We start from the raw sequence: 26,981 nt of genomic DNA on the forward strand, positions 1-26,981 counted from the left end.
TTACCTGTGTGGTTCCAAATGAGTGATCATCAGTTCAATACCTCGGTCAGGATGGGCTCCGAACGGAATTTCGGGCTGGTCTTCGCCGTGGTCTTTTTGCTGATCGGGCTGTGGCCGGTCACTGGTGGCGCCGCGCCGCGTTGGATTTTGCTATCCCTTGCGGCTGTTTTTATTGCCCTTGCCATGTTTGCGCCGCAGAGCCTGCGCCTACCCAACAGGTTGTGGTTCAAACTGGGTCTGCTGCTTGGTGCCGTGATGGCGCCGGTGGCGATGGCGGTTGTCTTTCTTTTAATCTTCATTCCCATCGGTCTTGCGATGCGAGCCAGCGGGAAGGATCCGCTTTCAAGGAAAGTGGATCCGAATGAAAAATCTTATTGGATTCCCAGAACCGACCAGCCGAAGTCCATGAAACTGCAATATTAGGACAAAAATACCGGCACGGTTCCCAGACAAAGCAAGGAATTGCCTCTATGTCGATGATCGCCGAATTGTGGGGTTTTCTGCGTGATAGGCGGAAATTCTGGCTTTTGCCAGTTTTCATTGTACTGGCGATTTTCGGAGCGCTGATCGTGCTCAGCCAGGGCTCGGCGGTCGCCCCCTTCATCTATGCGCTGTTCTAGACCAGTGACCGCGATCCTGGGGATCTCGGCGCTGTATCACGACAGCGCCGCTGCACTGCTGGTCGATGGCCGGATCGTGGCCGCCGCGCAGGAGGAGCGCTTTACCCGGCGCAAGCACGATGCGGGCTTTCCCGCCCATGCCATCGCCTATGTGCTGGACGAGGGCGGGCTGGACCTTGCCAGCGTCGATCACGTCGCGTTCTACGACAAGCCCTTCCTGAAGTTCGAGCGCTTGCTTGAGTCCTATCTGGCCTATGCCCCACGCGGTTTCAATTCGTTTCGGATGGCGATGCCGGTCTGGCTGCGCGAGAAGCTGTTCCTGAAGGACCTGCTGAAGCGAGAACTGAGCCTTTTCGACCCGGGCTTCTCCGTGGACAAGCTGCTGTTCGCCGAACATCACATCAGCCATGCCGCCAGTGCCTTCTACTCGTCACCCTTCGAAGAGGCGGTGGTGCTGACCATCGACGGGGTGGGGGAATGGGCGACGACCACGGTCGCGATCGGACGCGGCAAGGATCTGGAAATTCAGCGCGAACTGCATTTCCCGCATTCGCTGGGCCTGCTCTATTCCGCCTTCACCTATTACACCGGCTTCAAGGTGAATTCCGGCGAATACAAGGTGATGGGGCTGGCCCCCTATGGGCAGCCGCGATTTCGCGACCTGATGCTGGATCGGATCGTCGACGTAAAGCCGGACGGCTCGTTCCGGCTGGATCAGCGTTATTTCAACTATGCGGCGGGTCTGACCATGACCAGCAAGGCCATGGAGGACCTGTTCGGCCACCCCGTGCGCCAGCCCGAGACGGAACCGCTGACACAGTTCCACATGGATATCGCCGCCTCGGTCCAGGCCGTGACCGAGGAGATCCTGCTGCGCATGACCCGCGCGCTGGCGCAGGAATACGGGATTCCCTCGCTGTGCCTTGCCGGCGGGGTGGCGCTGAACTGCGTGGCCAATGGCAAGATCCTGCGTGACGGCGCCTTTCGCGACATCTGGGTGCAGCCGGCGGCGGGCGATGCCGGGGGCGCGCTCGGGGCAGCGCAGGCCGCTTGGCATATGGAACTGGGCCAGCCCCGACAGGCGCAGCCCGGCGATGCTATGCGGGGCGCCTATCTGGGTCCAGCCTTCGACGACGACCGGATCGCGGCGGATCTGACAGCGGCGGGGGCCAGCTTTACCCGGCTGGACGAGGGTGAGATCCTGGCCCGCAGCGCACAGGCGCTGGCGGATGGCAAGGCCGTGGGCTGGTTTCAGGGACGGATGGAATTCGGGCCGCGCGCCCTTGGCAACCGGTCTATTCTTGGCGACCCGCGCTCGGGCTCCATGCAGAAGTTGCTGAACCTCAAGGTGAAATACCGCGAGAGCTTCCGGCCCTTCGCGCCCTCTGTCCTGCGCGAGCATGTCAGCGAGTGGTTCGATCTGGACGGGGACAGCCCTTACATGCTGCTGGTCGCCGATGTTGCCGAACGTATTCGGCGCCAGATGACGTCCGAGGAGCAGGCTCTTTTCGGCATCGACAAGCTGAACATCCGCCGCTCGGACATCCCCGCCGTGACCCATGTCGATTATTCGGCCCGCGTGCAGACCGTGCATCGCGACACCAACCCGAAATATCACGCGCTGATCTCCGCCTTTCACGACCTGACCGGCTGCCCGCTGCTGGTCAATACCTCGTTCAACGTGCGCGGAGAACCGATCGTCTGCACTCCGACCGACGCCTTCCGCTGCTTCATGGGCACCGGGATCGAGATGCTGGTCGCCGGCAATTGCCTGCTGGAGAAGGAGGCGCAGGACGCCTCGCTGCATGAGAATTACGAAAACATGTACGAACTGGACTGACCGGAGGAGCCCTTGCACATCTTCGGCCGCCATCGCCGGATCGCTACCATCTTGTGCCTGATCCCGGCGGGTTACTTCCTGCTGACCGCGATCTTTGCGCTGGTGCATTTTGACGATTTCGCCTCAGACCTGCCCAGGCTGCTGCGTTATGTCCTGGGGCCGCTGGCGATTGCCGCGCTGCTGGTTGGCTGCGCCTGGCTTCTGTCGCCCGACAATGCGCTGACGATGGGGATTACAGCCTGCTCGATCCTGGCCGGGATGTTCATGTTCGAGGGGTACATGCGCTGGCATAACCTGCCGCAGCGGATGGGGCTGGCCGGGATCGTCGATGGCGGAACCGATCTGGAGCGCTATGGCGGCGCCATGCCTCCGGCCTATACGATCAAGGCCCTGAATGCCAAGTTGGGGACCGAAACTCTGGCCGAGGCGGTGCTGGCCGGGACGCCCGGAGCCGAGATGCTGCTGTGCAGCCGTATGGGCGTGCCGGTCACGACACGGATCGACAGCTACGGGTTTCGCAATCCGCTACCGGAAACCGCCGCGCCGGTCGATCTGATGATCCTCGGCGATTCCTTTGCCGAGGGGATTTGCCTCGACGATGGGCAGCATTTCGTCGACCAGATGCGTGCGGGCGGGGCTTCGATCCTGAACACTGCCAGCCGGGGCGCAGGCCCCTTGTATGAACTGGCGGTCCTTGGCCGCTATGGCCCGCATTTTCGCCCCCGCATCACCGTTCTGGCCTTTTTCGAGGGGAACGACTGGGAAAACCTGTCCGTTGAAACAGAACAGCCGTGGCTGCACGAGGCCCTGGCGCCGGAGGCCGATTTCGGCCCGATCGAGTTGGATGCGGCGCGGCGCGCGGACGCGGCCCGGATCATTGCCGGCTGGTGGCAGGGCACTGCTGCCACTTTGGAGGAATATCTGAGCCGCCGGGCCTATTTGCGCAATTTCCTCGCCCTTCAGGAAACCGCCAGCATCCTGGGTCTGCACTACCCCAAGGCGGCCAGCGACAACCCGGTTTTCGAGCAGATCCTGCATCGCATGAAGCAGATCGCAGATGGCTGGCAGGGGCAGGTGGTAGTGGTCTATATCCCCGCTCTCGACCAGTTCGGAGGGGTGTTTCCGCATGGCTTTCTCAGCGCTCCGCTACGCGAGAACGTGGCGCGCGCAGCCGAGAGCGCAGGGCTGGGTCTGATCGACCTGACCCCGACCTTTCGCGACTATCCCTCGCCGCTGGGCCTTTACGCGCCGGATGCGCATCTGAATGCCGAAGGCGCGGCGCTTGCCGCCGGCACGATCATGGCCGATCCGCTGATGACCCTTCCCTGACCCAGCCTTGCCGAGTGGATGCTTGGTGCCGCAATGCCGTCGTTTTCCGCACCCTGGTTGCCGAACTTTGCACGTGGCCGTGCACCATCCCTCCAGCGTCGGATGCCCTGTTTCTGGCAACGGCGTTGACAGGCAGCCTCGTCATGTCTCCCGGGCTGACGACGCCGGCACGGGCACAGGATCTGAATTGGGACGGCGCGGGGGCGACAGCCCAGGGCACTGTCGAAGGCGGGTCAGGACAAGGCGGCGAGTGCTTCTGCGTGCAGTGCGGCGTTGGCCGCGGCGAGAACCTGACCTTCGGAGTGCAGGCCGAGCCTTTCACCTTTCCAGTCGGTGATCACGCCTCCCGCACCCTCGATAACCGGAATGAGGGCCATGTAATCGTAGGGATGCAGATTCATTTCGAACACCAGATCAATGTGGCCTGAAGCCAGCAGTCCGTATCCGTAGCAGTCGCCCCCGAAGCGGCGCATGGCGACCTTGCTTGAGAGTGCCTCGAACTGCGCGCGTCCCTCGGTGTCGAACGTGTCGGGTGTGGTCGTGTAAAGGATCGCGTCGGCCAGTCGGTGCCGGCCGCTGGTGCAGCAAGGTTCACCATTGAATGTTGACGGTTCACCACGCCGCCCCGTCCAGCGTTCGCCGGTCGGCGGTATCGAGATGATGCCGAGTTCCGGTGTCCCGTTGAAAAGGCAGGCAATGAGCGTGCCGAAGGTCGGCATCCCGGAAACAAAACTCTTTGTCCCGTCGATCGGGTCGAGCACCCAGAGGTGTTGGGCATCCAGACGTGCGTCCTCATGCTCTTCGCCAAGAATGCCATGGGCCGGGAACTCTTTGAGGATGCTTTCACGCATCGCGGCCTCGATGGCGCGGTCAGCCTGCGTGACCGGGGAAAGGTCGGCCTTTTGTTCCACGTCCAATGGCTTGCGGAAGTAGGTCATCGCCATGGCGTCGGCCACGTTGGCGAGCCCGTCGGCAAAACGCGCCAGCATCTCCGTTTCGGGCGGCGTCGTGGAGCTTTGCATGGGTTTTCCTTGTCTGCGGGGAAGCTGGCAACGATGGTCAGCCGGCAAATTAACTCTAGACAAAATCCACAAAAATGCAAGACTACACAAATATCCCCAGAACCGCGAACAGAGGACGCGGCAATAACAAAGGGTCTCGGGAGGATCCGATCCGGGGCAGGCACTGGCACACGAACACGTGGATCAACAAGGAGAGACGACAATGAAGACCTGGACGAAATTCACCTTGGCTTCGCTGTTTGCCGTCGGCATGACGGCAACAGCCTCTGCCGACGAAATCACCGTCTACACTGCGCTTGAGGAAGAAGAGATCGCGGCCTATATCGAGGCCGCCCAGAAGGCGATGCCCGATACCGAGATCAATGTGCTGCGCCTGTCCACGGGCAAGCTGGGCGCGCGTCTTCTGGCAGAAGCGGGCAACCCGCAGGCCGACGTGATCTGGGGCTGGGCCGTCAGCGCCATGATGGATCCCCAGATCCTGGAGATGCTGGAACCCTACGCAGCCAAGGGCGTCGATGTTCTGCCTGCCTCCTTCCGTGGTGAAGACGGCAAATGGTTTGCTCCGATCGGCTACATGGGCGCGTTTTGCGTGAACACGGCACGGCTTGAGGAAAAGGGCCTGCCGATGCCCAAGAGCTGGAAGGATCTGGAGAACCCGGACTTCAAGGGCGAGATCCTGATGCCGGACCCGAATTCTTCCGGGACCGGATACCTGCACGTCAATGCGGTTCTGCAAACCATGGGTGACGAGGCCGGCTGGGCACAGCTCGAAGCCGTCGATCCGAACATGGCACAATATACTTCATCCGGTTCCAAACCCTGCAAGTCCGCACGCGTCGGCGAATACACTGTCGGCATTTCACTGGCTTTCACCGCGATGCAGTCCATCGAGGAAGGTTATCCGCTGGCAATGGTCTTCCCAGAGGAAGGCGTTGGATATGAACTGGAAGCATCCGGCCTGATGGAAAGCTCCGACAACAAGGATGCGGCAAAAGCCTTCCTCGACTGGACGATGTCTGACGAGGCAATCGGTCTCTACCAGCAGTACAAGGCGCTGATCACGGTTCCGGGTGTCGATGCTTCGCAAGCAGCTGAAAAAGCGGGCCTGCCGGCTGATATTTCGACCGTCCTGGCGAAAATCGATTTCGTCACCGCGGCCAAGAACCAGACGGCCGTGAAGGAAACCTGGAAAGAAAAGCTGGGCCGCTGATCGTGCCCGCGGCAGCTCCGGCTGCCGCCAGAAGCGCGCGGGGCTTCACTGGAGGCCCGCGCACCTTTGACAGGAGACCGATCCGCCGTGTACTTGACCGTCCGTAACGCCACTAAGACCTTCGGGGCCTTCAAAGCGCTCGACAATGTCTCGATCGAGATCGATCGACGGGAATTCGTTTGCCTGCTGGGTCCCTCCGGCTGTGGCAAGACGACACTCCTTCGGCTGATCGCCGGCCTGACGGAGCTGAACAGCGGCGAAATCCTTCTGGAGGGGACTGCGCTTTCGAACCTTCCCGCACGCAAGCGGGGCTTCGGGATCGTCTTCCAGTCCTACTCGCTCTTTCCCAACATGACAGTGGCCGAAAACATCGGTTACGGGCAGAAGATACGTGGCACCCCGCGGTCGGAGATTTCACGGCGTGTGGCGGAACTTCTGGAGCTGGTGAAACTGCCGCAAGTCGCCGGCAAGTTTCCCGGTCAGCTGTCCGGCGGGCAGCAACAGAGGATCGCGTTGGCACGGGCAATCGCCGTCGACCCGCGCGTCTTGCTGCTGGACGAACCGCTTTCGGCGCTCGACGCGAAGGTCCGGGCCGAACTGCGAGACGAAATCCGCCATGTTCAGCGTTCGCTCGGCATTCCAACCTTGATGGTGACACATGACCAAGAAGAGGCGCTGGCGCTGGCGGACAAGATCATCTGCATGAACCATGGTGTCGTGGTGCAGGCCGGCACGCCGGAAGACCTCTACCATCGACCGGCGACGCGCTTTGTGGCGGACTTCATGGGGATCAGCAATCTCGTTTCTGCCGCCCCGATCCGGCGTGAATACCCGGATCTGATGGAAAAGTGGCCGGGGGGATCGGGGGCGGAGCATGTTGCCTGCATTCGCCCTGAACAGATCAGTCTGACCCCGGCGCGGGACGGCAACGCCACGGTGCGCAGCATCAGTTTCCTTGGCAATCTCAGACGGCTTGAGGTCGATAGCGCAATCGGCCCGCTGGTCGTCGAGACCCACGGGTATAATTCCTGTCACGAGGGCGAACGCGTGAACCTGAGCATTCCACCGGAAGCCTGCACCTGGGTGGCTGACGACATCACCCAACAGCCTGCCGAGACCGCCGCATGAGCGGTGTGGAAACGATGACCACGCCAGCGCGCAAACAACTGGATGCAGACCGGCTGCTCACACTTGTTTGCGTTGGGCTGCCGCTGATTGGGCTCGTCCTCTTTTTTCTCTACCCGATGGTGATCGTGTTCCTGCGTTCCCTGACGGTTGACGATGGTTACGGGTTTGCCAACTACACGAGGGTTCTGGGGTCGACGGGGTTCTGGCGTGCGACCGAACATTCCCTGATCATGGGGGCTGCCACCACAGTTCTCAGCGTCTTCCTGGGTTTCATCATCGCGCATGGGCTCTATCGCTGCGCTTTCCGGGGCAAGTGGCTGATCCGCGGTGTGATCGTCCTGCCGCTGCTCGCCCCCTCGCTCGTGCAGGCGCTCGGGCTGATCTTCCTTCTGGGACGCAACGGCGTCATCAGCCGTGCCTTGGGTGTCGAGATCGAAATCTACGGCTTCTGGGGGCTGTTGATCGCCAACACTCTTTATGCCTTGCCGCAGGCGGTGATGATAATCGGCGCGGCGCTGGTCCTGCTGGACGCGCGTGTTTACGAAGCTGCGGAAGTCATGGGCGCTTCGCCGTCACGCCAGTTTCGCGACCTGACCTTGCCCGCGGCGCGCTTCGGGATCCTCAACGCGGCTTTCGTCTGCTTCACAATCACGATCACCGATTTCGGCAACGCGGCGGTGATCGGCGGGGACTACTCGGTTCTGGCGACCGAAATCTACTCTCAAGTGGTCGGCCAGCGGAATTTCAACATGGGAGCTGTCGTCGGCATCATGCTGTTGTTGCCGACGGTGGTTTCCTATGCGATCGAGCGTCAGGCAATGAAGCGGCAACAGGTCGGACAGATGGCTGGCCAGGTGCCGTATCGGCCCTCCTTCGCACCCGTGCGCGACCCGGTCATGGCGTTCCTGTCGCTTCTGGTCTGCACCGGCATCGTCGCGGTTATCGGCATTGTCGTCTACGCAAGCTTTGTCACCCTGTGGCCTTACAACATGGCGCTGTCGTTCAAGCACTACGACATCACATTGGCCGGGGGGTATTCCTCGCTCTGGATGACCATCGTGATATCGCTCATGGCAGCGTCGGGAGGCACGCTTGCGGTCTTCCTCCTGTGCCTCGGGCTGCGCCGCCTTCCGCGCAGCGTGGCCCAACCCATCCAGATGCTGGCCGCCATGCCGGCCGCAGTGCCCGGGATGGTGCTGGGGCTTGCCTATATCCTGACTTTCAATTCAACCGCGACGCCGCTCTACCTTCTCTATGGGACGGCGGCCCTCATCGCGGTCATCAACTTCTACCACTACCACACGCAGGGTTTTCTGACGGTGATGACCGGTTTTCGCCAGTTGCCCCGGGCGCTCGAGGAAGCTGCAGACAGTCTTGGAGCTGGAATGGCAAGGACGGCCGTCGATATCGTCGCGCCGTTCATTGCCCCAATGCTCGTTTCAGTGTTCTTTTTCCTGTTCATGCGGTCCATGGTAACCCTGTCGGCAGTCGTCTTCCTCACCACGCCTGACCTGAGCGTGGCGGCTGTCACCATCATGCGGCTGGACGATGCCGGTCTGACTTCGCAGGCGGCAGCCTTTTCCACCTGTGTGATGGCAGTCGTGTGTATTGCGCTTTTGAGCATGAAGGGAACGCTGGTGCTGATGGGACGAGGCAACCGGAGCAAGGTGCGGACCTGATGTGGGCGAAAGAACGTCACCGGCTCATTCTGTCCATGCTAAGTGCGAGCCAGCAGGTGAGCGCCAACGATCTTGCGCAGATGCTGAACGTCTCTCGCGAGACGGTGCGCCGCGATTTGCTGGACCTGGAAGAGTCTGGACAGGTCAGCCGCGTCCATGGCGGCGCGGTCTTGCCCGAGCCGCGTTCCGAGGAGCCCTTCCGCCAACGGATGACGACGCAGATCCGGGCAAAGTCGGAGATTGCCCGCAAGGCTGCCGGACTGATCCAGCCCGGACAGACGATCCTTGTGGACGCGGGCACCACTACGGCCCTGTTTGCCCGCGAACTGGCCAAGCTGTCGGATCTGTCGGTGATCACCAACTCGATTGATATTGCCACCACGCTGCAAGGGGCGGGCAAGGATGTGCTGCTGCTCGGTGGACGGATGGCGGCCGACGTTCCTTCGACGGTCGGCGAACTCACGCTGTCTGAAATCCGCCGTTTCCGTGTCGACCTGTGCTTTTCGGCTCCGGTTGGGGTGCATCCGACCAAGGGTGCGTTCTTCTACGACCTGCAGGAAGCTGAAATCTCCAAAGCCATGGCGGCACAGGCGCAGCAGACGGTTATTCTGGCCGACCAGAGCAAGCTTGGAAAAACCAGCAGGGTTCAGGCCTTGGAGGCCGGAGAGATCGGCAGGCTTGTGACAAACAGGGCAGCAACTGAAGAGCAGGTAGCGGCCTTCCGCCAAGCGGCCATAGACGTAATGGCTTGAGAAGCGAAAACCGCTCGATAGACAGGACCCGATTGCACAACGCGGTACAGGTTTTCTGCACTCGCGCCTGGTTCGGCAAACTGAAGCGTCTGTTCAATGTCGTCTTTGTTCAGCTCTGGTGGAGGGATCGGCGATGGCGACATGGGTAATCGGCACCCGCATCAAGTTGCCGCTTCGCCCCATTCATCCCCAGCCTGCGTTTCTCCCGACCGGATATCGACCGCCTTGATATCGAAAGCCCATGGTTTCAGCTTGCCGGTTCCAGCTACCTTCAGGCCTCAAGGAAGGGGGCAGAAAGTTCCAAATGGGTCGGCCAGGCCGGACAATGGGCAATGTTCAATCCCGGTTTGCGGGCCCTCGACGCTTGCGACATGATACAATTGATACAAACGGCAAGGCCAAACTGAAAAGAAGCTTACGTAGAAATGAGGTCCGGCCTGCCGCCCTTGCCGAGGCGTTGATACAAAGTGAGATCCAATGTTGCTTCAAGACGGAGCGAGTGCTTCTGAAAGTGAAGCCGATAGAAACCGGATCCAGCTGCTCATGGAAGAAGCTGTCGAGGCGCTGAGCGATGGCTTTGTGCTCTACGACAGTGACAGAAGGCTCGTTTTCGCAAACAAACGCTATGCGGAGATGCTTGGTCCGCACAAGGATCTGCTTGTTCCCGGCGCGCGGCTTGACGACATCGTCGGCAGTGCTGTCGGCAGTGGGCACATTTCCTTCGTTCGCAGCCCTGAAGGCGGTTTGCCTGGTGTCCTGGAAACCTTGGCGGCCAGGGGAAAACTGAAGATCGAGATCAAGGTTGCCGACGGCAGCCAGCACAAGATCTATCTCAAGCATCTGAAAGACGGCAGCATTGTCGTGAAGGTTCGCGACATCACGGAACAGCGGACCGCAGAGGCGCGTGCAAGAGAGATCCTTTACGGCGCGGTTGATGCCGTCGACGTTGGTATCGCGCTCGTCGATGATGATGACCGGCTGGTGTTTGCCAACAAGAAGTTTCGGGAGATTGGCGACCCGGACGGGAGGCTTTTCGTTCCTGGCCGTGCGATGCGCGACATCCACGCCGAGGCCATAGCATGCGGCCTGATCCCGCTTCCGGGAGGCATGAAACCCGCCGAAATTCTCGATGAGCTGGATCGGCTTATACGCCTTGCTATCAAGGGGTATCCGATACCCAACAATCAGAACAGGGAGCTGGTTGGCAGCGCCTACGAGACAAATCTGAAAGGACGGCTGCTCACGATTGAAGACGTCACGGATCGCGTCAGGGCGGAGCGGCGCTTTACGACCGCGGTTGAACGGTTGCCGGTGGGTATCGCCTTTGAAGGGCCGGACGGGCAGTTCACGCATTGCAATGATGCGTTTGCAGCGCCCTTTCACCTGACCGCGGCCGAAATTCTAAAGCTGTCGGATATTGAGCGGATCGACTTGCTGGCACCGCAGATATCGATGGTTGCCGGGCAGGAAGTAGGCGACCGCGCGGCTGAGCTCTTCACCGCTGCGGTGAAGCAGCAGCGCGAGACGCTGGAACCCATGGAGGTTCGCTTCTGGGATGGCCGGCACTATCGTGTCGAGCGAGCCATCTCCGAACATAACAGCCGCGTTGTCGTGGTCACCGACATCACCGCCTTGAAAGAAACCGAGGCCAGAAGCCTGGCCACCCTGAATGATGCCATTCAATCTCTCGATGAGGGGTTGGTGCTCTTCGACAAGAGCCTCAATTTCGTGCTCGGAAACCGGCTCTGGTACGAAATGTACTTCAGTGAACTGGCGCCGCCCGTTGCCGGGGAGAACATTCTCACCATCCTGGGCCGGTTGATCGACAACGGCGTCGTTCTTGTTCCCGAGGGCGAAGACAAGACGTCCTATATGTGCGAGCTGACGCTGCTCGTGAAATCCTACCAGAAGAAGCAGGCCATCCATCTTGCCGGTGGACGTATTCTGCTGGCGTCAGCCCACAGAACCGAACTGGACGGGTACCTCGTCTCCTTTATCGACGTGACCGAGCAGCGACGGGCCGAGGAAGAGCAGCGCGAGGCGGATCTGCTTCTGCACAAGATCGTCGAGGCCTGCCCGGCAAACTTTCTCGTATCCCGCATCGAAGATGGAAAAATCATCTACTGCCCGCCTGCTTCACGAGAGCGGTTCGGCGATATCGACACGACCCTCAATTTCTTCTTGAAGCCGGAGGATCGGGAGCGATATCTGGAAGCGCTCTTGCCGACGGGAACACTTGATGATTACCGGGTTCAGTTCCGCAGGGCCGACGGCTCAATCATGGAAGGCATCACCGCCGCCCGCGTGACCGACTACAAGGGCGAGAATGTCATCGTGTCCTCCACAAGGGACATTTCGGACCTTCTGGCCATGCAGGAGGAATTGCAGAAACAGCGTGACATTGCCCACCAGAACGAAAAACTGTCCGCCCTGGGTGAGCTGCTTGCCGGTGTCGCGCACGAACTCAACAATCCCCTTTCCATCGTTACCGGTTACGCCCAGATGCTTCAGGGAAAGCTCAAGGACCCGGTTCTGGAAAAGCGCATCGACCGCATCGCGGAGGCTGCCGACAGAAGCGCGCGGATCGTCAGGGCTTTCCTGTCCATGGCGCGCCAGCGACCGGCAAATCTGGAACCGTGTACGCTGAACGAAATCGCCTCGGTTGCCCTTGATCTTGCCGGCTACGGGCTGCGCTCCAACGGAGCCAGGATTGAGACGGAGTTTGATGAGGATCTTCCTTCAATCCTCGGCGATACGGACCAGCTGGTCCAGGTCGTTACGAACCTCATTATCAATGCGGAACACGCCCTTTCGCCGCTTGGTGAAGACGCGGTGCTTGTGCTGCGGACGTTCCACGACGGAAGAGACGGCCAGGCAGTCCTTGAAGTCCGGGACAATGGTCCGGGGATGACGAAGAAAATCAGGGACCGCATCTTCGAGCCGTTTTTCACGACAAAAGACGTGGGTGAGGGGACAGGTGTCGGCCTGGCATTCTGTCACCGGGTTGTCGACACCCATGAAGGCACTCTCGAAGTCAGTTCATCCGTTGGCAAGGGGACGAGTTTCTTCGTGCGGCTGCCCGCAATGGAAACAGAGGCTTCAACTGACACCTCGCAGGCCCAGCCAGGCGGAACGCATCATCGCAAACGGGTACTGGTCGTTGATGACGATGTCGCGGTCAGCGAGCTCGTTTGTGACCTGCTTGCAGATCTCGGTTGCCAGGCAATACAGGAAACCAGCGCACGCAAGGCTCTTGCGCGCCTGTCTCACACATCCGTCGATCTGATTATCAGCGACTACAAGATGCCGGGCATGGACGGTGCCGCATTTTACAACAGCCTGATCGGGTTATCGCCCGCTTACAAGGATCGTATCGCCTTCATGACGGGCGATGCCATGGGGAAGTCCGTTCAGACATTTCTGATCGAAAGCGAGCGCCCCTACATTGAAAAGCCCATTTCCAAGAAGGATCTGGCTTGTTTGTTAAATCAACTGGACAGCAGGAAAAACACATCATGAGCGGGGCTCCGGGTGCGAAGCAAATTTTGGTCTGTGACGACGAACCTCATCTTCGCGAAATGGTTGCCGAGTATCTCGCCGAGCGCGGCTATGATGTTGTTGAGGCGCCAAACGCCAACGACATGAAACGGCTTCTGGAGAGCCTGGAACCGGCGCTGATCATTCTGGACGTGAACATGCCTGGTACGGATGGTCTGACCGCGTTGCGTGACCTTCGAACCACCTCGACCGTGCCGGTAATCATGCTGACCGCAGCAAGTGATGTGATCGACCGCGTGGTGGGGCTGGAAATGGGAGCCGACGATTATGTCGGCAAACCTGTCGACCTGCGCGAACTGGAGGCCCGGATCAAAGCCGCACTGAGGCGCAGAAGTTTTGACGAGACAAGTGCGCGGCAGAAGGATCGGCAAGCAGGCACAGTTCCCTTTGGTACCTGCCGTCTGGATCTGGACGGGGCGAGGCTGATCGGTGGCGACGGTCAGGAAATTGCGATTACGTCGATGGAGTATCAGCTGCTCAGGGTGTTCGTTGAGAACCGTGGACGCGTTCTCAACCGCGACCAGTTGCTGGAGCAGGCACACGACAAGGGCTGGGAACCTTTCGATCGTTCGATCGATCTGCGTATTTCAAGGCTGCGCCGCAAGATAGAACTCAATCCCACAAAACCCGAGACCATCAGAACGGTCCGAGGGTTGGGCTACGTCTTCGATTAAGTGCTCTTCCCGGCGACCCGGGAAACCCCGTCAGCTGTGATGCCTGCCGCAAATTCCAGTTCGTCAGAGCCGGAATTTGCGTCCTGTTGGTCAGCATCCCGGCTTTTTGGCGCATCAATCCAGCCCCAGATCCGCGCTGTCTCCTTGTGAACGGTAACAATTGTACCTTTGGTGTGTGCAGGGGCGGGCTTTTTGATACCGGGCGGACATGGGAAAACGCTTTCCCCGGCGCGTGATCCGGTTTTTCAAGTTTTTTCAAAAGATGTTTTTCTTCAGTCGTTTACACAGATCTTGTCTGGGGTTTTGTCGCCCAGCTCAATCCCCGCTCAGACCTCGCATTTGAAACAATGTGTCGGATATTTCAGTGGGGCGAACGACCGGATACAATTGAAACACCCGGTGAAACGGGGCTGAAAAGAAAGGTTCCCATCTTTGGTGTGTCGGCAAGGTCGCCGACGCCAAAACCAAATGGAGAACTACTATGATAAAAACCACTTCTTTCGCACTGGCTGCTGTCATGTCCACGTTCCTGATCCAGGCAACGCCTGCTTCCGCTGGCCAGAGCTGCTGGGGACTTGAAGGTCAGGCGCTTCAGGATTGCATCGACAATCTTGTCGACGAACTTGGCAAGATCGGTCACGAAAGCAATTCCGATACGCAGACAGTGAAGATCAAGAAATCTTCCCGTCAGAAATCTCGTTGAGGCCTAACCTCGACCGGAACTGACAACCAGAAACCCTCGGCGTGAACAAGACGTCATAAGGGTCACCTCTCCTGCGGTGCAATTCGACTGGCATTGATGTGTTTTGGCTTGCTTGCCAGGTTTTACCCATCAAGCCGTTGAATTGCCCGCAGACAGATTTTCAAGAAGAAGACATCTGAAACGGCCGGTTGGCCCCTTCAGGCAAGCTCTCCTCTCCAGGTGTTTTGAAATTTCTACGCCTTTTTTGAATGCCTGCTTTTACCACCTAGCCCAAACTGTTGAGCAACCGATTTCAAGGCGCGGCGCTGACCGACGTGTTCGGTTTTTGGTCCGGCGCTCGGCAACAGCCGGCAGTGATCATCAAACCACAAAAAAACCTCACCCCGTCCTGCGCATTGATGGGGCAAAAGCGCTTCGCGCAGCTTCACGGCAAAAGTCAATGGAAGGGGCCAAGACATGGCTTGGGCCCCTCCTGTTCTTTAACGGTAGGGTTATGCAGGGACAGACGGGTACTTCATGCCCGCAACTTCCTGCATCAGGCGGATCACCTGTGTGCTGTAGCCCGCCTCGTTGTCATACCATACGTAAAGGACCAGCCGGTCGCCGTCGACGATGGTTGCCTGGCTGTCGACCACACCTGCATGGGTGGAGCCGACGAGGTCGGAGGAAACCAGTTCGGTCGAGGCTGTGTAGTCGATCTGGTCCTGCATCGGCGACTGCACCGAAATCCCGCGCAGGTAATTGTTCATTTCCTCGGCCGTCGTCTCGCGCTTGAGGTTCAGGTTGAGGATGGCCATGGAGACGTTGGGGATCGGCACCCGCACCGCGTTGCCGGTCAGCTTGCCCTTCATTTCCGGCAGGCACTTTGCGACCGCGCTGGCCGCACCCGTGCTCGTCAACACCATGTTCAGGGGAGCGGACCGGCCGCGGCGATCCCCGCTGTGGTAGTTGTCGATCAGGTTCTGGTCGTTGGTGAAGGCGTGGATGGTTTCCACATGGCCGTTCTCGATCCCGAACTCGTCATTGATCACCTTCAGCACCGGCGTGATGGCGTTGGTGGTGCAGGAGGCCGCGCTCAGGATCCTGTCGTCCGCCGAGATGTCGCCATGGTTCACGCCATAGACGATGTTCTTGATGCTGCCCTTGCCCGGCGCGGTCAGGATCACCTTCGCTGCTCCTGGGCATTTCAGGTGCTGGCCAAGACCATCCTCGTCGCGCCAGATGCCGGTGTTGTCGACCACCAGCGCATTGCGGATGCCGTATTTGGTGTAATCGACCTCGGCAGGAGAGTTGGCGTAGATCACCTGGATGTAGTTGCCGTTGGCGATGATCGCATTCTGCTCTTCGTCAACGGTGATGGATCCGCTGAAAGCGCCGTGGACGGAGTCCCGTCGCAGCAGGCTGGACCGTTTCTTCAGGTCGCCGGCCTTGCCGCCGCGCACAACAATCGCGCGCAAGCGCATCTTGTTGCCGGCACCGACGCGTTCGATCAGCATGCGAGCAAGAAGGCGTCCAATGCGCCCGAAGCCATAGAGAACAACATCCTGGGGTTCCTGCAGGATGGATGTCTTGCCAGTGTTGATACTGGCGAGCTGCTTCTCGAGGAAGCTCTTAACGTCACCGCCTTCTTCCATATAGCCGTGGCACAGCTTGCCGAGGTCGACGCGCGAGGCGGCCAGGTCCATCTCCAGCATTGCCTTGACGATTTCAAGGCTCTTGGTGACGTCCAGTTCCTGCCCGGTGATCTGCAGGGCATAGCGGTGTGCCTTGAGGATCTCGATGGCGGAGTTGTTCAGAAGACGCCGGCCAAAAATCCGGATGTTGATGCCGTAGTCACGGTAGAGATGCCCAACCAGCGGGATCATCTGCTCGGCAGCGGACTGTTGTTCCTTCCAGTTGTCGAAGTGGTTATCCATGGCCGCCATACACAAAACTCCCTTATGGTCTTTCCAGCGCGCTGAGTAGCAAGTCTTTGTCCTGCGCACGGTCTTTAGCTCTTGTGGAAACGTAATGTCCATAAGCAGTTTGAAGACTAATCGATTGAAATTTGGGGAGGGTGCTTTTGGTCGCATCCAGGCCGCTGGAAGCGTTACATCTGGAACCTTGCAAGTGCAGATAATCAACTCGCAGAGACTTGGTCTGAACGCAGAAGTGCAGAGCAAAATCTGGTAATTCACGCCCGTCGACGGCATTTGCTGTTGAATTCGGACTGCGGTTTCAAGCAGACATCGGGCGTCAGGCAAGTCCTGTGTTGATGACGTATCGGGTTCCCGAAGTCATGGGGTCGCGAAGCCTTTTCACACCCCGAGTTCACGCAGGCCTTTCTCTATCGTTTCGCGAGCGCCGTTTTCGGCAAACGGGAAGGACGCGAAGAAGACTTCCGAACTGATTTCCGGATCTGCCTGTCTCGCCCGGGCCAGCCATTGCCGGGCTTCTGCATTCTTGCCGACCAGGTGTGATGTCAGGGCCGCGATCAAGGAGATATGCTTGTGCGCACCAGGCATCTGCGCTGCTTTCACGGCAAGCTCTGCCGCCCTGTGCCTGTCGCCCAGTTGCAATTGCACCAGCGCACGTGCCGACACCATGCCATAGGCAAGCGGGTCGAGCGGGCTGAGGTCCAGCGCCAGAGCAAGATCTGCATCGGCCTGCGCTGCCTGACCTGCCATCACGCTCACCAGCCCGCGTGTATAGACACCCTGGGCGAAACTGGGACTGAGGCTGGTTGCCCGGTCAAACCAGGCGATTGAATCTTCCAGCCGGCCATCGAGCCAGGAACACCGCCCGGCATTGAAGTGAGCAAAAGGATCGAGCCTGTCGGTTTCCACCGCCTGCTGCGCCAGCGCGCGGGCCTTTTCGACCTCGGCTTCGGGATCTTCCGCAAAGCGCATGAAGGCTGATTGAAAATGCGTGAAGGACAGCCCGCCCATGGCGCCGGAGAAATAGGGATCGCGTTCCAGGGATCGTGTGAACAGTTCTGACGCACGGGCGTTGTCCTGCCGGTTGAACCGGTACATGTGATCCAGCCCCAGGTGAAAACAGGCCCATGCATCCAGTTCTCCCGGAGCGCGTCTGCGTGCGATACGCACTTCGTTCTGCGGGATCTGAACCGCCAGACTGGCAACCACATGGCTTTCGATTTCCGGTCTGAGCTGCTGCAATTCGGACAGGCTGCCACGATAGTGTTCCGCCCAGATCGTGCCGCTGCTGGTCATGTCGATCAGCGAAACGCCGATCGTGACGCTTTCACCCGCAAGTTCGACTGTGCCGGTGAGCCCGTAGCGAACGCCGAGTTGGCGACCGGCGGACAACGGGTCCACATCGGGTCCGCGAAAGCGGAAGCTCGATCCACGTGCGATAACAAACAGCCAGTGCAGGCGCGACAGATCCGCAATGATGTCGGCAGGCAGGGCATCGGCCACGATTTCGTGCTGGCCCGGTTCGCCAAAATACTGGAAGGGCAGGACGGCGATGGAGGGCCGCCCGTCGCGCGCGGTCTTCAGCGCTTCCTCAATTGCCGGGGCGGCCTGTTCCTCGGTGATCAGGCCCGAACGCGCCGGGGGTGCCTTTGCCTGGACACCGGAAACTTCGGTCTCCGCGACAAACCGGAACCCCTTGCCATGGATCGTCCGGATGACTTTCTGTGTGCTGCCCTTGTCCCCGACAGCCTTGCGCGCAGCCTTGATCCGCGCTGCCACTGCCGTTTCGGAGACAATCCGTCCGTCCCAGACATGCTCTATCAATTCGTCCTTGCTGACCATCCGGTCGCGGTTTTCGACCAGCAGCAAGAGAAGGGAGAGGACCTGCGGCTCGATCGCCACGCGTTCGCCATCACGGCGCAATTCGAAACGTGTGCCGTCCAGTTCAAATCCGTCAAAGGTAAACACCAGGGCGTCGGCTTGCGGCACACGTTCCCCTTTCCCCGAAAGTCTTCATGAAAAGGTCAGTTATATTCATGTCCCCGTCAAGCATTGCCGCTGGGTAAGGCGTATCTCTTGTTCATCGGGAACGTCCGATGTTGCTTGGAAACACTGTTACTTGAACTAGGAGATATGAAATGCCGCTGGTTACGATCGATGTCATCAAGAACGTTTTCACCCCCGAACAGAAGCACCAGCTGATCGAAAAGGTGACCGAAGCCATGGTCGCCGTGGAAGGCGAAGCCATGCGCCCGGTCACCTGGGTCCGCATCGTGGAAGTCGAGCAGGGTGATTGGGCCATTGGCGGTCAGCGCCTGGGCGCAGCGGACGTTCATGCCATGTCGGGCAAGAAAGTCGCCTGACGCTGCAAAAAAAACTGTTGCAAGAAGGGCCGTGCCTTGTAGCGCGGCCTTTTGCGTTTTGAACGGAAGATGCCGGTAGGCGCTCATGCGCAGTGAGACCCTTGCTTCCATGCTGAACGCATCACCTGCCGTCAAACCTCAAGCGAGGGAAAATCGTCCTGCAGCTTGTCGGAATACCTGCCTTCGAAGGTATGCAAGCCTGCGTGACGGATTTCGGTTTGGTAGTCCAGCCAGATGGTGCCGCCGCAACCGCGTACCCAGCGCAGGCTGAAGCTCTGGTCCTCATGCAGGAATAACCGACCGCTTGGCGTCGGAAGGTGGCCGAAGAAGTCGTAATACTCCATGTCGGCATGGGCGGGGATCAGCGACATGTCGGGGTAGTTGGTGACGACACCGCGTTCCACCATGGTTTCCGGCACCTTTCGGCTCAAGAGCGTCAGGCCCTGGCCGCCGGCGGGAATAGAGATGAAACCATCCCGATGGTCGGGGTGCCAATCGGTGTTGTCATAGTCGCGAAGCTGGTGATTGTAGGTCATGCTGCGGGAAACGAGCTGTTCCATCGGGCTGCGCTCGGCTTCCGGCAGGGCGGTTTCCGCTTCAATCAGCTGCCGGAGCAGATCCCAGTTGTAATATTTCTGCGGGTAGGAGGCGCTGACGAAATCGCCGCCGAAGGCGACCAGACGCCACACGGCCTCAGGCGTGAACTCCATGTCGGAGTCGAGCATCAGCATGTGGCTGAATTGCTTGTGGGCGAGGAATTTGCTCATAAGGTGGTTGCGGTTGATGACGAGGTTTGCGGCACCATAGGTTTCGAACGCAAACGGTAGTCCGTGGTGCTGAAACTCTTGCGTCAACGCGATGAGGGAGCGAACCGTCGGCAGCTCGACCTGGCCGCGGGTCGGCATCGCAATCATGATGATGAGCGGTGTTGCTCCGTCGGCCTCATTCGCCATTTCCTGTTGCCTCTCTGAAGGTGATGCCGGGGCATGGATGCCGGGTGTCTCGGGACAGGCGTCAGGACCTCGGCAGAGTTTCACCGGTTTCCTACGGTGCTTTCTTTGGAGTTACGAGTTGCGCCGGTCGCAGCTCTTCTGCTTCCTTGAACAGTGAAAAGGTCTGGTTCACGTAGCCGACGACGCCATTGATCTGCTGCAGATAGGCTTGCAGCTCCGGAGTGAGTTCCGCTTCCACCAGCTGGATGGCGCGAGACTGGGGGTAGACTTCAAAAAGAACATAAAACAGCGGGTCTCCGCGGCGCAGGATGAGGGGGGCGGAGATATCGTGCCATTCGAACGCCCATGTCAGCGTTCTCGGCCAGACGTTGATCGGGAACCTTCCCGGTATCATCAGGCCGGGAAGCGAAGATCTCCCGACATGTTGAAACGGTGGCAGCTGCGACATGTAGGTGGGCTCGTCCGCAACGAAGATATACGGCAGGCGCATCTGCAGGATGGGGCGGTCGGGCGAGCGCCATTCTTCGCGCGGATGAAGAATGATCAGGTGAGTGAAGACATCGTCTCGAACCGAGGACATTGGCCCGTCGGCGTTCACGACCACGGGTTCACCGAAGTCGGTTTCGGCCATCTGAAGGGAAAGGTCGCAAGGGCATAGTACTTCGAAAAGCCGGCTTTCGAGTCCCAGGACCGCAGGGCAGGCTGTCACGGATTTGGCATGGGTTCGCTGGCGCGGGGCTGAGGGCTGTTTCAGCCTTTGCGGTGGCTTGTAGACCAGTTGGGATTCGTCGCCCGCCAGCAGCCAGCCGATCGTTGCCGGCCCGCTGCCTTCAGTGTTTCCGCCGCTTGCATCGACGGTAACGTTGAAACTCAGCACGGGAGCACCGCCCTTGTTATCGCCGGAATTGTGCACTGATCCAGGGCGGAGCTGGGAGCCAGCGATTGAGGCTCTTGTCGAGATAAAGGCCGGTGACGGTATTGTAGGAAACGGTCACGGGCTGGCGGGTAAAGGGATCCGTGACTTGCCGCGTCTGAATTTGAGACACGCCGTAGCCCGGTGAGAAGACGGTATTTGCGTTTGGAACCCGTGACCCCGCGCGCCCCCCGTAGACGGTGTTCATCACCGCGCGCCGTGAGCCGGGATGTCCCGGGTGGATGGTGTTCATTCCCGGTCGGCGGTAGCCTGCGCCACCAGCATAGACGGTCTCCATAGCTGCCCGCCGGAAACCGGGATGGCCGGCATAGATGGTATCCATCCCAGGTCGGCGATGGCCGGGATGTCCAGCGTAGATGGTATCCATCACCGGTCGGCGATAGCCTGGATGACCTGCATAGATGGTGTCCATCACCGGTCGCCGCGCGCCCGGATGTCCTGCATAGATCGTGTTCATCGCCGGCCGTTTGGAGAAGGGAGCGTATCCAGCCGGACCGGCGGTTAGGGTTTCGGAATGCATCTGTCCGGGCCGACTGCCCATGGAGCTGTCGGCTGAGGGTCTTCTGCCTGCGCCCAGTTTTACGAGATCTTGATCGATCCCCGGTTTCTTTCGGTCAACCAAAGCTTATCCCTCAAGAACCAAATACTATAAAAGATTTAAGTGCTAAACTGACACAAAGTTACAAAATGCCTCTGCTTTCCGCAACTCCTTTCAGAGCTTCGCCTACGTTCCTGACGACATTGCTCCAGTCTCGCGGATGCTGTTGCCGGAAAAAACGCATGTCCGGATACCAGTCCGAACGGTCTCCCTCAAAGCAGTGATACCAGTGGGGAAAAGTGTCGAGCAGCAGCCAGACCGGTGTGCCGATCGCCCCGGCAATATGTCCCACCGCACTATCGGTCATCACGATGACGTCCAGCGACTGGATCATGGCGGCGGTTTCGGCAAAATCGAAATCGTCGCAATCGATGACAAGGTCACCCAACCCGCCTTCGATAAGCTGGCGATGGGGCGGCCCTTTCTGCAGGCTGTAGAGTTGAACGAAGGGTAGTTCGGCAAGCGGCAGAAAATCCGAGAGCTGCGCTGCCCGGTCCGCGTTGCCACCGTAGTCCACGTTTCCCGACCAGAGGATACCGACACGAAGCGGTGCTCTCGCCCTTGCAAGCAAGGCGTCCCGCCTTTCTGCAAACGCCGGATCGCACTTCAGGCGCGGAGGTGGGTAACGGGACGGATCATCGACACCAAGCAGATAAGGCAGTGACAGAAGCGAGATCTGAAACTCGCAGCCATACCCAGGGAGCTCTTCAGCATTCTCGACCCAGATGTCGACACCTTGAAGGTTCTGCAGGAGGTGCGACAGGGCGGGGGGACACAGAAAATGGACGCTTGCGCCGGCAGCCTTCAAGCCTGGCAGAAACCGCGCCGCCCAGATGATGTCGCCGTGCCCACCCTCGGGCAGAACCAGGATTTTCCTCTCCGCTGGCGGAGATCCGTCCCAGAAGGGCAGGTGGTGAACGGCGGCCGGAGTGATGCCGGCGCCGAAACGATGCTCCCAAAGCGGCCAGCCACGCCGATAGTCCCTTTGCCCCAGAGCCAGCCAGGAGGCTTCGATAGCTGAACCGGCGTCGTCCGGATCGTCGTGCAAGAGCCTCTGAAAGATGTTGAATGCCTCGCCATGCCTGCCTGATCTGGAGCGGGCGACAGCCAGGACATAGTCTATCTCAGGATCGTCCGGCTGCAGGTTTTTCAACTGTTCTGCCACGGCCAAGGCATTTTCCGGGCGTCCGAGGCGCAGATAGTGCGCAGCAAGGCGGTGCAGGGCGACGATGCTTGGCGGCGTGATGGCAGCAGCCCGGGTAAGACAGGCAAGTGCAGCCGTATCCCGCTCCTCCAGAAGATGAACCTCCGCCTGCAACAGCCAGGCGTCCACATGACCCGGAGCGAGCTTCAGGCAGGCATCGGCATAGGCAATTGCCGTGGCACATTGCTCCCGGCCGAAGCTTCGCAGCGCCATTTCGTACAAGTCATCTGCCTTCAGGGGGCCGGGGTCTCTGGTCATTTGGTCTGCTGCGCTGTCCCGTTCACGTTGCTCTGTAGACTTCGTCTATGCCGATAAACTCGATCACCTCGTATCCCTTTCCAGCCATGAAGGTAGGGATCTCGGGACTGTCGGTAATGTTCTCGATGGTCCACACTTCGACCGGGATGGTCTCGAAGGGAAACTCTTCCAGGACAGCCATCTCGCCGCCTTCAACGTCGAGAGACACATAATCGATATGCTCAATTCCCGCGTCTGCCAGTATCTCCCTGATCGAGCGGACCGGTATCTTTGCAATGCGCTCGTCGTGCTCGGGATGCTGCCGGATCCTCTCCAGAAGGTCCGGAGCGATGTTTGCAAGCAGACCGCCGCTTTGGGTGTAGCCGGCTCGGATTTCCAGGAATTCCGCGAAAGGTGTCGGCGAGCCGACCGCAGCGTTGAGGCAGCTGCAGCCGCGAACGGACGTCGCCTTTGCGAAGTTTGCCGGCGACGGCTCAATCAAAAGCCCGGTCCAGCCAAGTTCCTTTTCGAAGAAAAGGCTGTTTGAACCAGTGAGCCCGTCATATCCGCCAAGTTCCAGGAAAACGCCGCCTGTACGGTGTTTCAGAATCTCGTCGTTCAGGAACTTGTCCTGGCCGGATTGGCTGAAATACTGCTGGTGCATGCCCAGGGCCTTTTCCACGGCCCAGATCTCGTGCCGCAAGCCGCCCCGGCTCGGTCCGAAAACATGTTTCAGCTGACCGACAAGCGTTTCCCGAAGGTCTGTCAGGGCTTGCGGGGAATACTCGCTGTAGAATTCCGGCATGGTCATGAGGCAGTGAGGTCCTGGCTGATTTGAAATTGCTTTGAATTGAATGGTTCAAGTCCATGCGAAAGTTACCTTAGGTTAGTTCAGGGTGCTGCCCAAATTCAAAGTCTTTGATGATCCCGCTGTAAGGGGGCGCAAGGAGCACGCACTGGAGAGGGCGAAAGGTGACGGCGCGAATGAAAGACCAGACATCCGCATCCAGCCTGACCGAGGCATTCCTGGAGTGGTACATCGCCAACCGGCACAGTCCGGATCTGGCCCAGCTGAATGACTATCTGCTGAATGCCGCCTTGTCGGCGCGGGGCTACAACAATCTGGAGAGCGGCGAGACCTTCTTCGTGAAAGAGATCCTGGCCGCCACTGCACCGAGGCTCTGTTTCGACATCGGTGCGAATGTCGGCCGATACCGTCTTGATCTGTTGAACTACACGTCCGCCGACGTCATTGCCTTTGAACCGCTGATCTCAACGCATGGAGAGCTGGTGCGAAACACGCAGGCGTACGGCGACAGGATCGTTTGCGAAAACGTCGGGGTTGGTAACTTCGACGGCGAGGGGATACTGCATTTCGATGCAACGAACCCTGTTCTTGCCTCCTTCTCGCAGGAGGTGAAGAAGGTGAGTTATGTCACAAACGAGCAAACGGTGAAGGCGCGGGTGACGTCGCTTGATACCTATTGCCGGGTAGCCGGAATAACGGCGGTAGATCTTATCAAGATCGACACGGAAGGCTTTGAGACCGAAGTGTTCGAAGGGGCTGCCAGGGTGTTTTCCGAAATCAGGCCGCGGTTCATCCAGATGGAGTTCAACTGGCACCAGATGTTCCGCAGCAGGACGCTGAACGACTTCGCGGAAATGCTTCCAGAATACGACGTCTATCAGTTGCTGCCGAACGGTTGGACGCGGCGGGAGCCGAGAGATTCATTGGCGAATTTCTACCAGTTTTCAAACTTCGTGTTCGTCTTGAACGGACAAGGGGAGTTTCTGCAGACTGCTGACGGTGGCGTATGATTTTATCTCGACAATACGAGACCCGAGTTCCGTATTGATCTCCTGCTTCAGTGCCGCGCGTTTGTCATTTGTCTGGTAAATGCGTCGTGCCAGATCCACGAAGTGGTCCTTGCAATCCTGCGATCGGTCGCAGTTGCGGATGTCGTCTTCGAAACTCCACAGACTTTCATTGAGGCTTTTCAGCCGGGCCTTCCAGGTGTGGACCTGGCCCGTATCAGGCATGTGCCGGTCGTAAATCTCGCTGAGCGAAGCCAATTCGAAGCGGACGTGTTCCAGTTTCTCCGGAGCGGATATGCGGTCGGCCTTGATTTCAAGGATGGTGATCTTGTCGAGGAGTTCAGCCGGTGAAATCGGTATGTAGATCATCTCGACCAAGACACATGCCTTTATGTTCATCCCGCTGGTTTCAGAACTGTAGCATCAAGTCGCTGGTCCGTTAATTGGCGTGCTTGCAGAGCAGGGGCACTGAACCACCCTCCGAACAAAAAAAAGCCAGCCCTGCGTTACCAGGGCCGGCTGATTGCATGTTGCTGCAGGCAGGCGATTACTGCAGCAGGGCCGGGGCGTTGTCCGGAACGGGGGCAGGCGGCACCTTCGTGTCGGTGAAGGCGGGAACGGCTGCTTCAAAGGCGTCCAGCCAGGCCACAAGTTTCGGATGGGTCTGCCGCCATTCGCCGGCAAAACGGATATCCAGGTAGCCGAGGGCGCAGGCGAGCGTCAGGGAGCCGGCATTGACGTCTGCAGCGGTTGCCGGAACAGGTGGCGTGTTGTCTTCAAAGTGCTTCAGGCCACGGTCCATCTTGGCTGCCTGATAGGCGTCCCAGGCCGGGTCGCGGTACTTCGGTTCCTTGAAGCGCTTCTCGTAGACCCGAAGGATGGCCGCATCCATGATGCCGTCCGCCAGTGTCTGGTCCCGCAGGACCGGAAACCGGGCTTCGCCCTCCGGAAACAGTTTGCCGCCGCCTGCCAGGAAGTCGAGGTATTCCAGAATGACGGAGCTGTCGTAGAGAACGTCGCCGTTTTCCAGGACCAGTGCCGGGATCTTGCCGAGCGGGTTCTGGCTGCGGAGGCTGTCAGAGGGATCGGCAGTATTGGCGTCTTCGATCTCGACCTTGCCCTTGAGGCCGAGAATGGACAGGGCGAGCTTCACCTTGCGGCCGAAAGGCGAAGGGGGAGACGAGCGAAGTTTCATCATGGGTCCGAACTCCTGAAAGAAGAAGGCGGTTGGGGTGTCTAAGACGGTTAGCGTGCGCCGGGCGGCGGCACGGACAGGCTGCCAGCGCGGCAGCCGGATCTGTCGACCTCGCGGCAGGCACGGAATTCAAGATCCCGCGTGAGGCAGATGCGGACTTCCTCAAGTTCGCCCCGGTCGCAAGTGACGGCAAGCCCGTCCTCCTTGAGGCCCGGATTGGCAAGCCGGAAGGCTTTTTCAACGGTATCGGGTGCGGCCTTGCCGCGCTTGTCGAGTGTGCGGAAGGCCCCGGGGATCGTGATCTTGTCGAAAGCCTCGCGGGTGAGATCGAAGTAGTCTTCCGGCGTCAGGCCGGAGCAGGTGCCATGCTTGCGCCACTCGTGGAAGACGAGATTGTGGCTCGGCATGATGTCTTCCATCGAAACGGCGATTTGCCGGTCGATGCGCTTCGGCGCGCCGGGGCAGCTTTCCGGGAAGCCACGCTCGTATTGGGGCCACAGGCCATGCACGACGAAGCGAAAGGGCTTGGAGACATCACATTGATGCGGATTGGCATCCGCGCCCTGTTGCTTGCAGTAGGTCGGCGACCAGGACAGGGCGAGGACATAAAAATCGAATTTTCCGGACTGATCAGCAGAGGCTGGCAGGCTCAGAAGTCCCGCCAGAAGGCAGGCGGACAGTCTTCCGATATGGCCGAGCAGCGCCATGGATCAACCTTCTTGGGGAAGCCGTGGCCTTAGTGCGGGCGCGCCGTGCTGCAATGGTCGCCGTAGACCCGCCACTTGTCCAGAGGAGCGAGGCAGGCCTCCACATTCCAGCTGAGCCCGACGAAACCGGCGTGCTCTTCCACCATGTAGTGGACGGACTGAATGGTGCCGTCCGACAGGCTGGCCGTGCCCTTGCAGTAGCGGCGCTCGATCGGGCTGACGTCATTGCCGCTGTTGTTGACTTCACTGATGCCGTCGATGCTCAGGATCGTGCGGCCGCCGTAATAGTCCTTGCGAGCCCGGGCGACGGTGCCTGCGACGGCACTTTGAACGGATGCGGCCGTGCAATCCGGCAAGCGCTTGTCACTGCCAAACGAGAAGTAGACACGGTCGTCATTCGCGGCAGCCGGTGCAGCCAAGCTTGCGCAAAAGGCCAAGGCTGACAGGGTCAAGCAGACGGATCGGGCAATACTCACGGCATAAACTCCGGAAATCAAACTGTGTAGGAGACGATGGGGGAGCCGGGTCGGAAGGTCAAGGTTCG

25 protein-coding genes are annotated in these 26,981 nt (G+C 59.5%); 13 read left to right on the top strand and 12 right to left on the bottom strand.

Going from position 1 to position 26,981, the window contains the following annotated elements:
- The first annotated feature begins 18 nt into the window (after positions 1-18).
- From HEP89_RS14815 to HEP89_RS14830, 4 genes are read left to right on the top strand one after another with little or no spacing between them, the layout of a single operon-like run.
- Entirely contained in the window at positions 19-423 is a 405-nt protein-coding gene (locus HEP89_RS14815; protein ID WP_031268239.1) for an SxtJ family membrane protein, read from the top strand.
- A gap of 47 nt (positions 424-470) precedes the next feature.
- The gene (locus tag HEP89_RS14820) at positions 471-620 is read left to right on the top strand and encodes a DUF5989 family protein (RefSeq protein WP_022998046.1); all 150 of its coding nucleotides are present in this window, start codon (positions 471-473) and stop codon (positions 618-620) included.
- A gap of 4 nt (positions 621-624) precedes the next feature.
- Entirely contained in the window at positions 625-2,460 is a 1,836-nt protein-coding gene (locus HEP89_RS14825; protein WP_286145743.1) for a carbamoyltransferase, read from the top strand.
- Positions 2,461-2,472: 12 nt separating this feature from the next.
- Entirely contained in the window at positions 2,473-3,789 is a 1,317-nt protein-coding gene (locus tag HEP89_RS14830; protein WP_168692375.1) for an SGNH/GDSL hydrolase family protein, read from the top strand.
- Positions 3,790-4,022: 233 nt separating this feature from the next.
- On the opposite strand, the gene hisN is transcribed toward HEP89_RS14830, so the two are convergent.
- Positions 4,023-4,811, bottom strand: coding sequence for a histidinol-phosphatase (gene hisN, locus HEP89_RS14835; protein ID WP_168692376.1), 789 nt, complete (start codon positions 4,809-4,811; stop codon positions 4,023-4,025).
- 202 nt (positions 4,812-5,013) lie between these two features.
- Between hisN and HEP89_RS14840 the strand changes: the two genes are divergently transcribed.
- From HEP89_RS14840 to HEP89_RS14870, 7 genes are all read left to right on the top strand, one after another.
- On the top strand, positions 5,014-6,021 hold the full coding sequence (locus tag HEP89_RS14840; RefSeq protein ID WP_022998042.1) for an ABC transporter substrate-binding protein: 1,008 nt from the start codon (positions 5,014-5,016) through the stop codon (positions 6,019-6,021).
- Between the two features lie 87 nt (positions 6,022-6,108).
- Positions 6,109-7,149: an ABC transporter ATP-binding protein gene (locus HEP89_RS14845; RefSeq protein ID WP_168692377.1), complete on the top strand. Its 1,041-nt coding sequence runs from the start codon at positions 6,109-6,111 to the stop codon at positions 7,147-7,149.
- Complete coding sequence (locus tag HEP89_RS14850; RefSeq protein WP_168692378.1) at positions 7,146-8,828, top strand: ABC transporter permease subunit; 1,683 nt, start codon at positions 7,146-7,148, stop codon at positions 8,826-8,828. The genes HEP89_RS14845 and HEP89_RS14850 overlap by 4 nt, the downstream gene beginning before the upstream one ends.
- Positions 8,828-9,580 (top strand): DeoR/GlpR family DNA-binding transcription regulator, encoded by a 753-nt coding sequence (locus HEP89_RS14855; protein ID WP_077292152.1) that lies wholly within the window; start codon positions 8,828-8,830, stop codon positions 9,578-9,580. The genes HEP89_RS14850 and HEP89_RS14855 overlap by 1 nt, the downstream gene beginning before the upstream one ends.
- A 477-nt stretch (positions 9,581-10,057) precedes the next feature.
- The gene (locus HEP89_RS14860; RefSeq protein WP_168692379.1) at positions 10,058-13,099 is read left to right on the top strand and encodes a PAS-domain containing protein; all 3,042 of its coding nucleotides are present in this window, start codon (positions 10,058-10,060) and stop codon (positions 13,097-13,099) included.
- Positions 13,096-13,812 carry a response regulator gene (locus tag HEP89_RS14865; protein ID WP_168692380.1) on the top strand — a complete coding sequence of 239 codons (717 nt, stop codon included), beginning with the start codon at positions 13,096-13,098 and terminating at the stop codon, positions 13,810-13,812. The genes HEP89_RS14860 and HEP89_RS14865 overlap by 4 nt, the downstream gene beginning before the upstream one ends.
- Positions 13,813-14,293: 481 nt before the next feature.
- Positions 14,294-14,515 (top strand): hypothetical protein, encoded by a 222-nt coding sequence (locus HEP89_RS14870; protein WP_168692381.1) that lies wholly within the window; start codon positions 14,294-14,296, stop codon positions 14,513-14,515.
- Between the two features lie 491 nt (positions 14,516-15,006).
- Here HEP89_RS14870 and HEP89_RS14875 read toward each other — a convergent pair whose 3' ends face one another.
- Complete coding sequence (locus HEP89_RS14875) at positions 15,007-16,440, bottom strand: glyceraldehyde-3-phosphate dehydrogenase (protein ID WP_055655809.1); 1,434 nt, start codon at positions 16,438-16,440, stop codon at positions 15,007-15,009.
- 372 nt (positions 16,441-16,812) lie between these two features.
- The gene (locus HEP89_RS14880; protein WP_168692382.1) at positions 16,813-18,420 is read right to left on the bottom strand and encodes a winged helix-turn-helix domain-containing protein; all 1,608 of its coding nucleotides are present in this window, start codon (positions 18,418-18,420) and stop codon (positions 16,813-16,815) included.
- Between the two features lie 149 nt (positions 18,421-18,569).
- Here HEP89_RS14880 and HEP89_RS14885 point away from each other — a divergent pair, with 149 nt between their 5' ends.
- Positions 18,570-18,794, top strand: coding sequence for a tautomerase family protein (locus tag HEP89_RS14885; RefSeq protein ID WP_168692383.1), 225 nt, complete (start codon positions 18,570-18,572; stop codon positions 18,792-18,794).
- A gap of 131 nt (positions 18,795-18,925) precedes the next feature.
- On the opposite strand, the gene HEP89_RS14890 is transcribed toward HEP89_RS14885, so the two are convergent.
- The 5 genes from HEP89_RS14890 to HEP89_RS14910 all read right to left on the bottom strand — a co-directional run bounded on the left by HEP89_RS14890 (position 18,926) and on the right by HEP89_RS14910 (position 23,531).
- Complete coding sequence (locus HEP89_RS14890) at positions 18,926-19,747, bottom strand: hypothetical protein (RefSeq protein ID WP_168692384.1); 822 nt, start codon at positions 19,745-19,747, stop codon at positions 18,926-18,928.
- 91 nt (positions 19,748-19,838) lie between these two features.
- Positions 19,839-20,624 carry a hypothetical protein gene (locus HEP89_RS14895; protein ID WP_168692385.1) on the bottom strand — a complete coding sequence of 262 codons (786 nt, stop codon included), beginning with the start codon at positions 20,622-20,624 and terminating at the stop codon, positions 19,839-19,841.
- A 16-nt stretch (positions 20,625-20,640) separates the two neighbouring features.
- Complete coding sequence (locus HEP89_RS14900; RefSeq protein ID WP_168692386.1) at positions 20,641-21,201, bottom strand: hypothetical protein; 561 nt, start codon at positions 21,199-21,201, stop codon at positions 20,641-20,643.
- Between the two features lie 160 nt (positions 21,202-21,361).
- Positions 21,362-22,741 carry a tetratricopeptide repeat protein gene (locus HEP89_RS14905; protein ID WP_082809687.1) on the bottom strand — a complete coding sequence of 460 codons (1,380 nt, stop codon included), beginning with the start codon at positions 22,739-22,741 and terminating at the stop codon, positions 21,362-21,364.
- Between the two features lie 22 nt (positions 22,742-22,763).
- Complete coding sequence (locus HEP89_RS14910; RefSeq protein ID WP_062487718.1) at positions 22,764-23,531, bottom strand: FkbM family methyltransferase; 768 nt, start codon at positions 23,529-23,531, stop codon at positions 22,764-22,766.
- A 173-nt stretch (positions 23,532-23,704) separates the two neighbouring features.
- Between HEP89_RS14910 and HEP89_RS14915 the strand changes: the two genes are divergently transcribed.
- On the top strand, positions 23,705-24,538 hold the full coding sequence (locus tag HEP89_RS14915; protein ID WP_168692387.1) for an FkbM family methyltransferase: 834 nt from the start codon (positions 23,705-23,707) through the stop codon (positions 24,536-24,538).
- On the opposite strand, the gene HEP89_RS14920 is transcribed toward HEP89_RS14915, so the two are convergent.
- From HEP89_RS14920 to HEP89_RS14935, 4 genes are all read right to left on the bottom strand, one after another.
- Positions 24,473-24,934: a DUF6165 family protein gene (locus HEP89_RS14920; protein ID WP_286201051.1), complete on the bottom strand. Its 462-nt coding sequence runs from the start codon at positions 24,932-24,934 to the stop codon at positions 24,473-24,475. The genes HEP89_RS14915 and HEP89_RS14920 overlap by 66 nt on opposite strands.
- Positions 24,935-25,082: 148 nt before the next feature.
- A complete protein-coding gene (locus HEP89_RS14925; RefSeq protein ID WP_022998022.1) occupies positions 25,083-25,733 on the bottom strand; it encodes a glutathione S-transferase family protein in 651 nt (216 codons plus the stop codon).
- A gap of 47 nt (positions 25,734-25,780) precedes the next feature.
- Positions 25,781-26,437 (bottom strand): ribonuclease T, encoded by a 657-nt coding sequence (locus tag HEP89_RS14930; protein WP_055655794.1) that lies wholly within the window; start codon positions 26,435-26,437, stop codon positions 25,781-25,783.
- Positions 26,438-26,466: 29 nt separating this feature from the next.
- Positions 26,467-26,913, bottom strand: a complete 447-nt coding sequence (locus HEP89_RS14935) for a hypothetical protein (RefSeq protein ID WP_208984223.1) — start codon at positions 26,911-26,913, stop codon at positions 26,467-26,469.
- Between the last annotated feature and the right edge of the window lie 68 nt (positions 26,914-26,981).

The organism is Labrenzia sp. 5N (assembly GCF_012395805.1).
GTDB classification, from domain to species: domain Bacteria; phylum Pseudomonadota; class Alphaproteobacteria; order Rhizobiales; family Stappiaceae; genus Roseibium; species Roseibium algicola.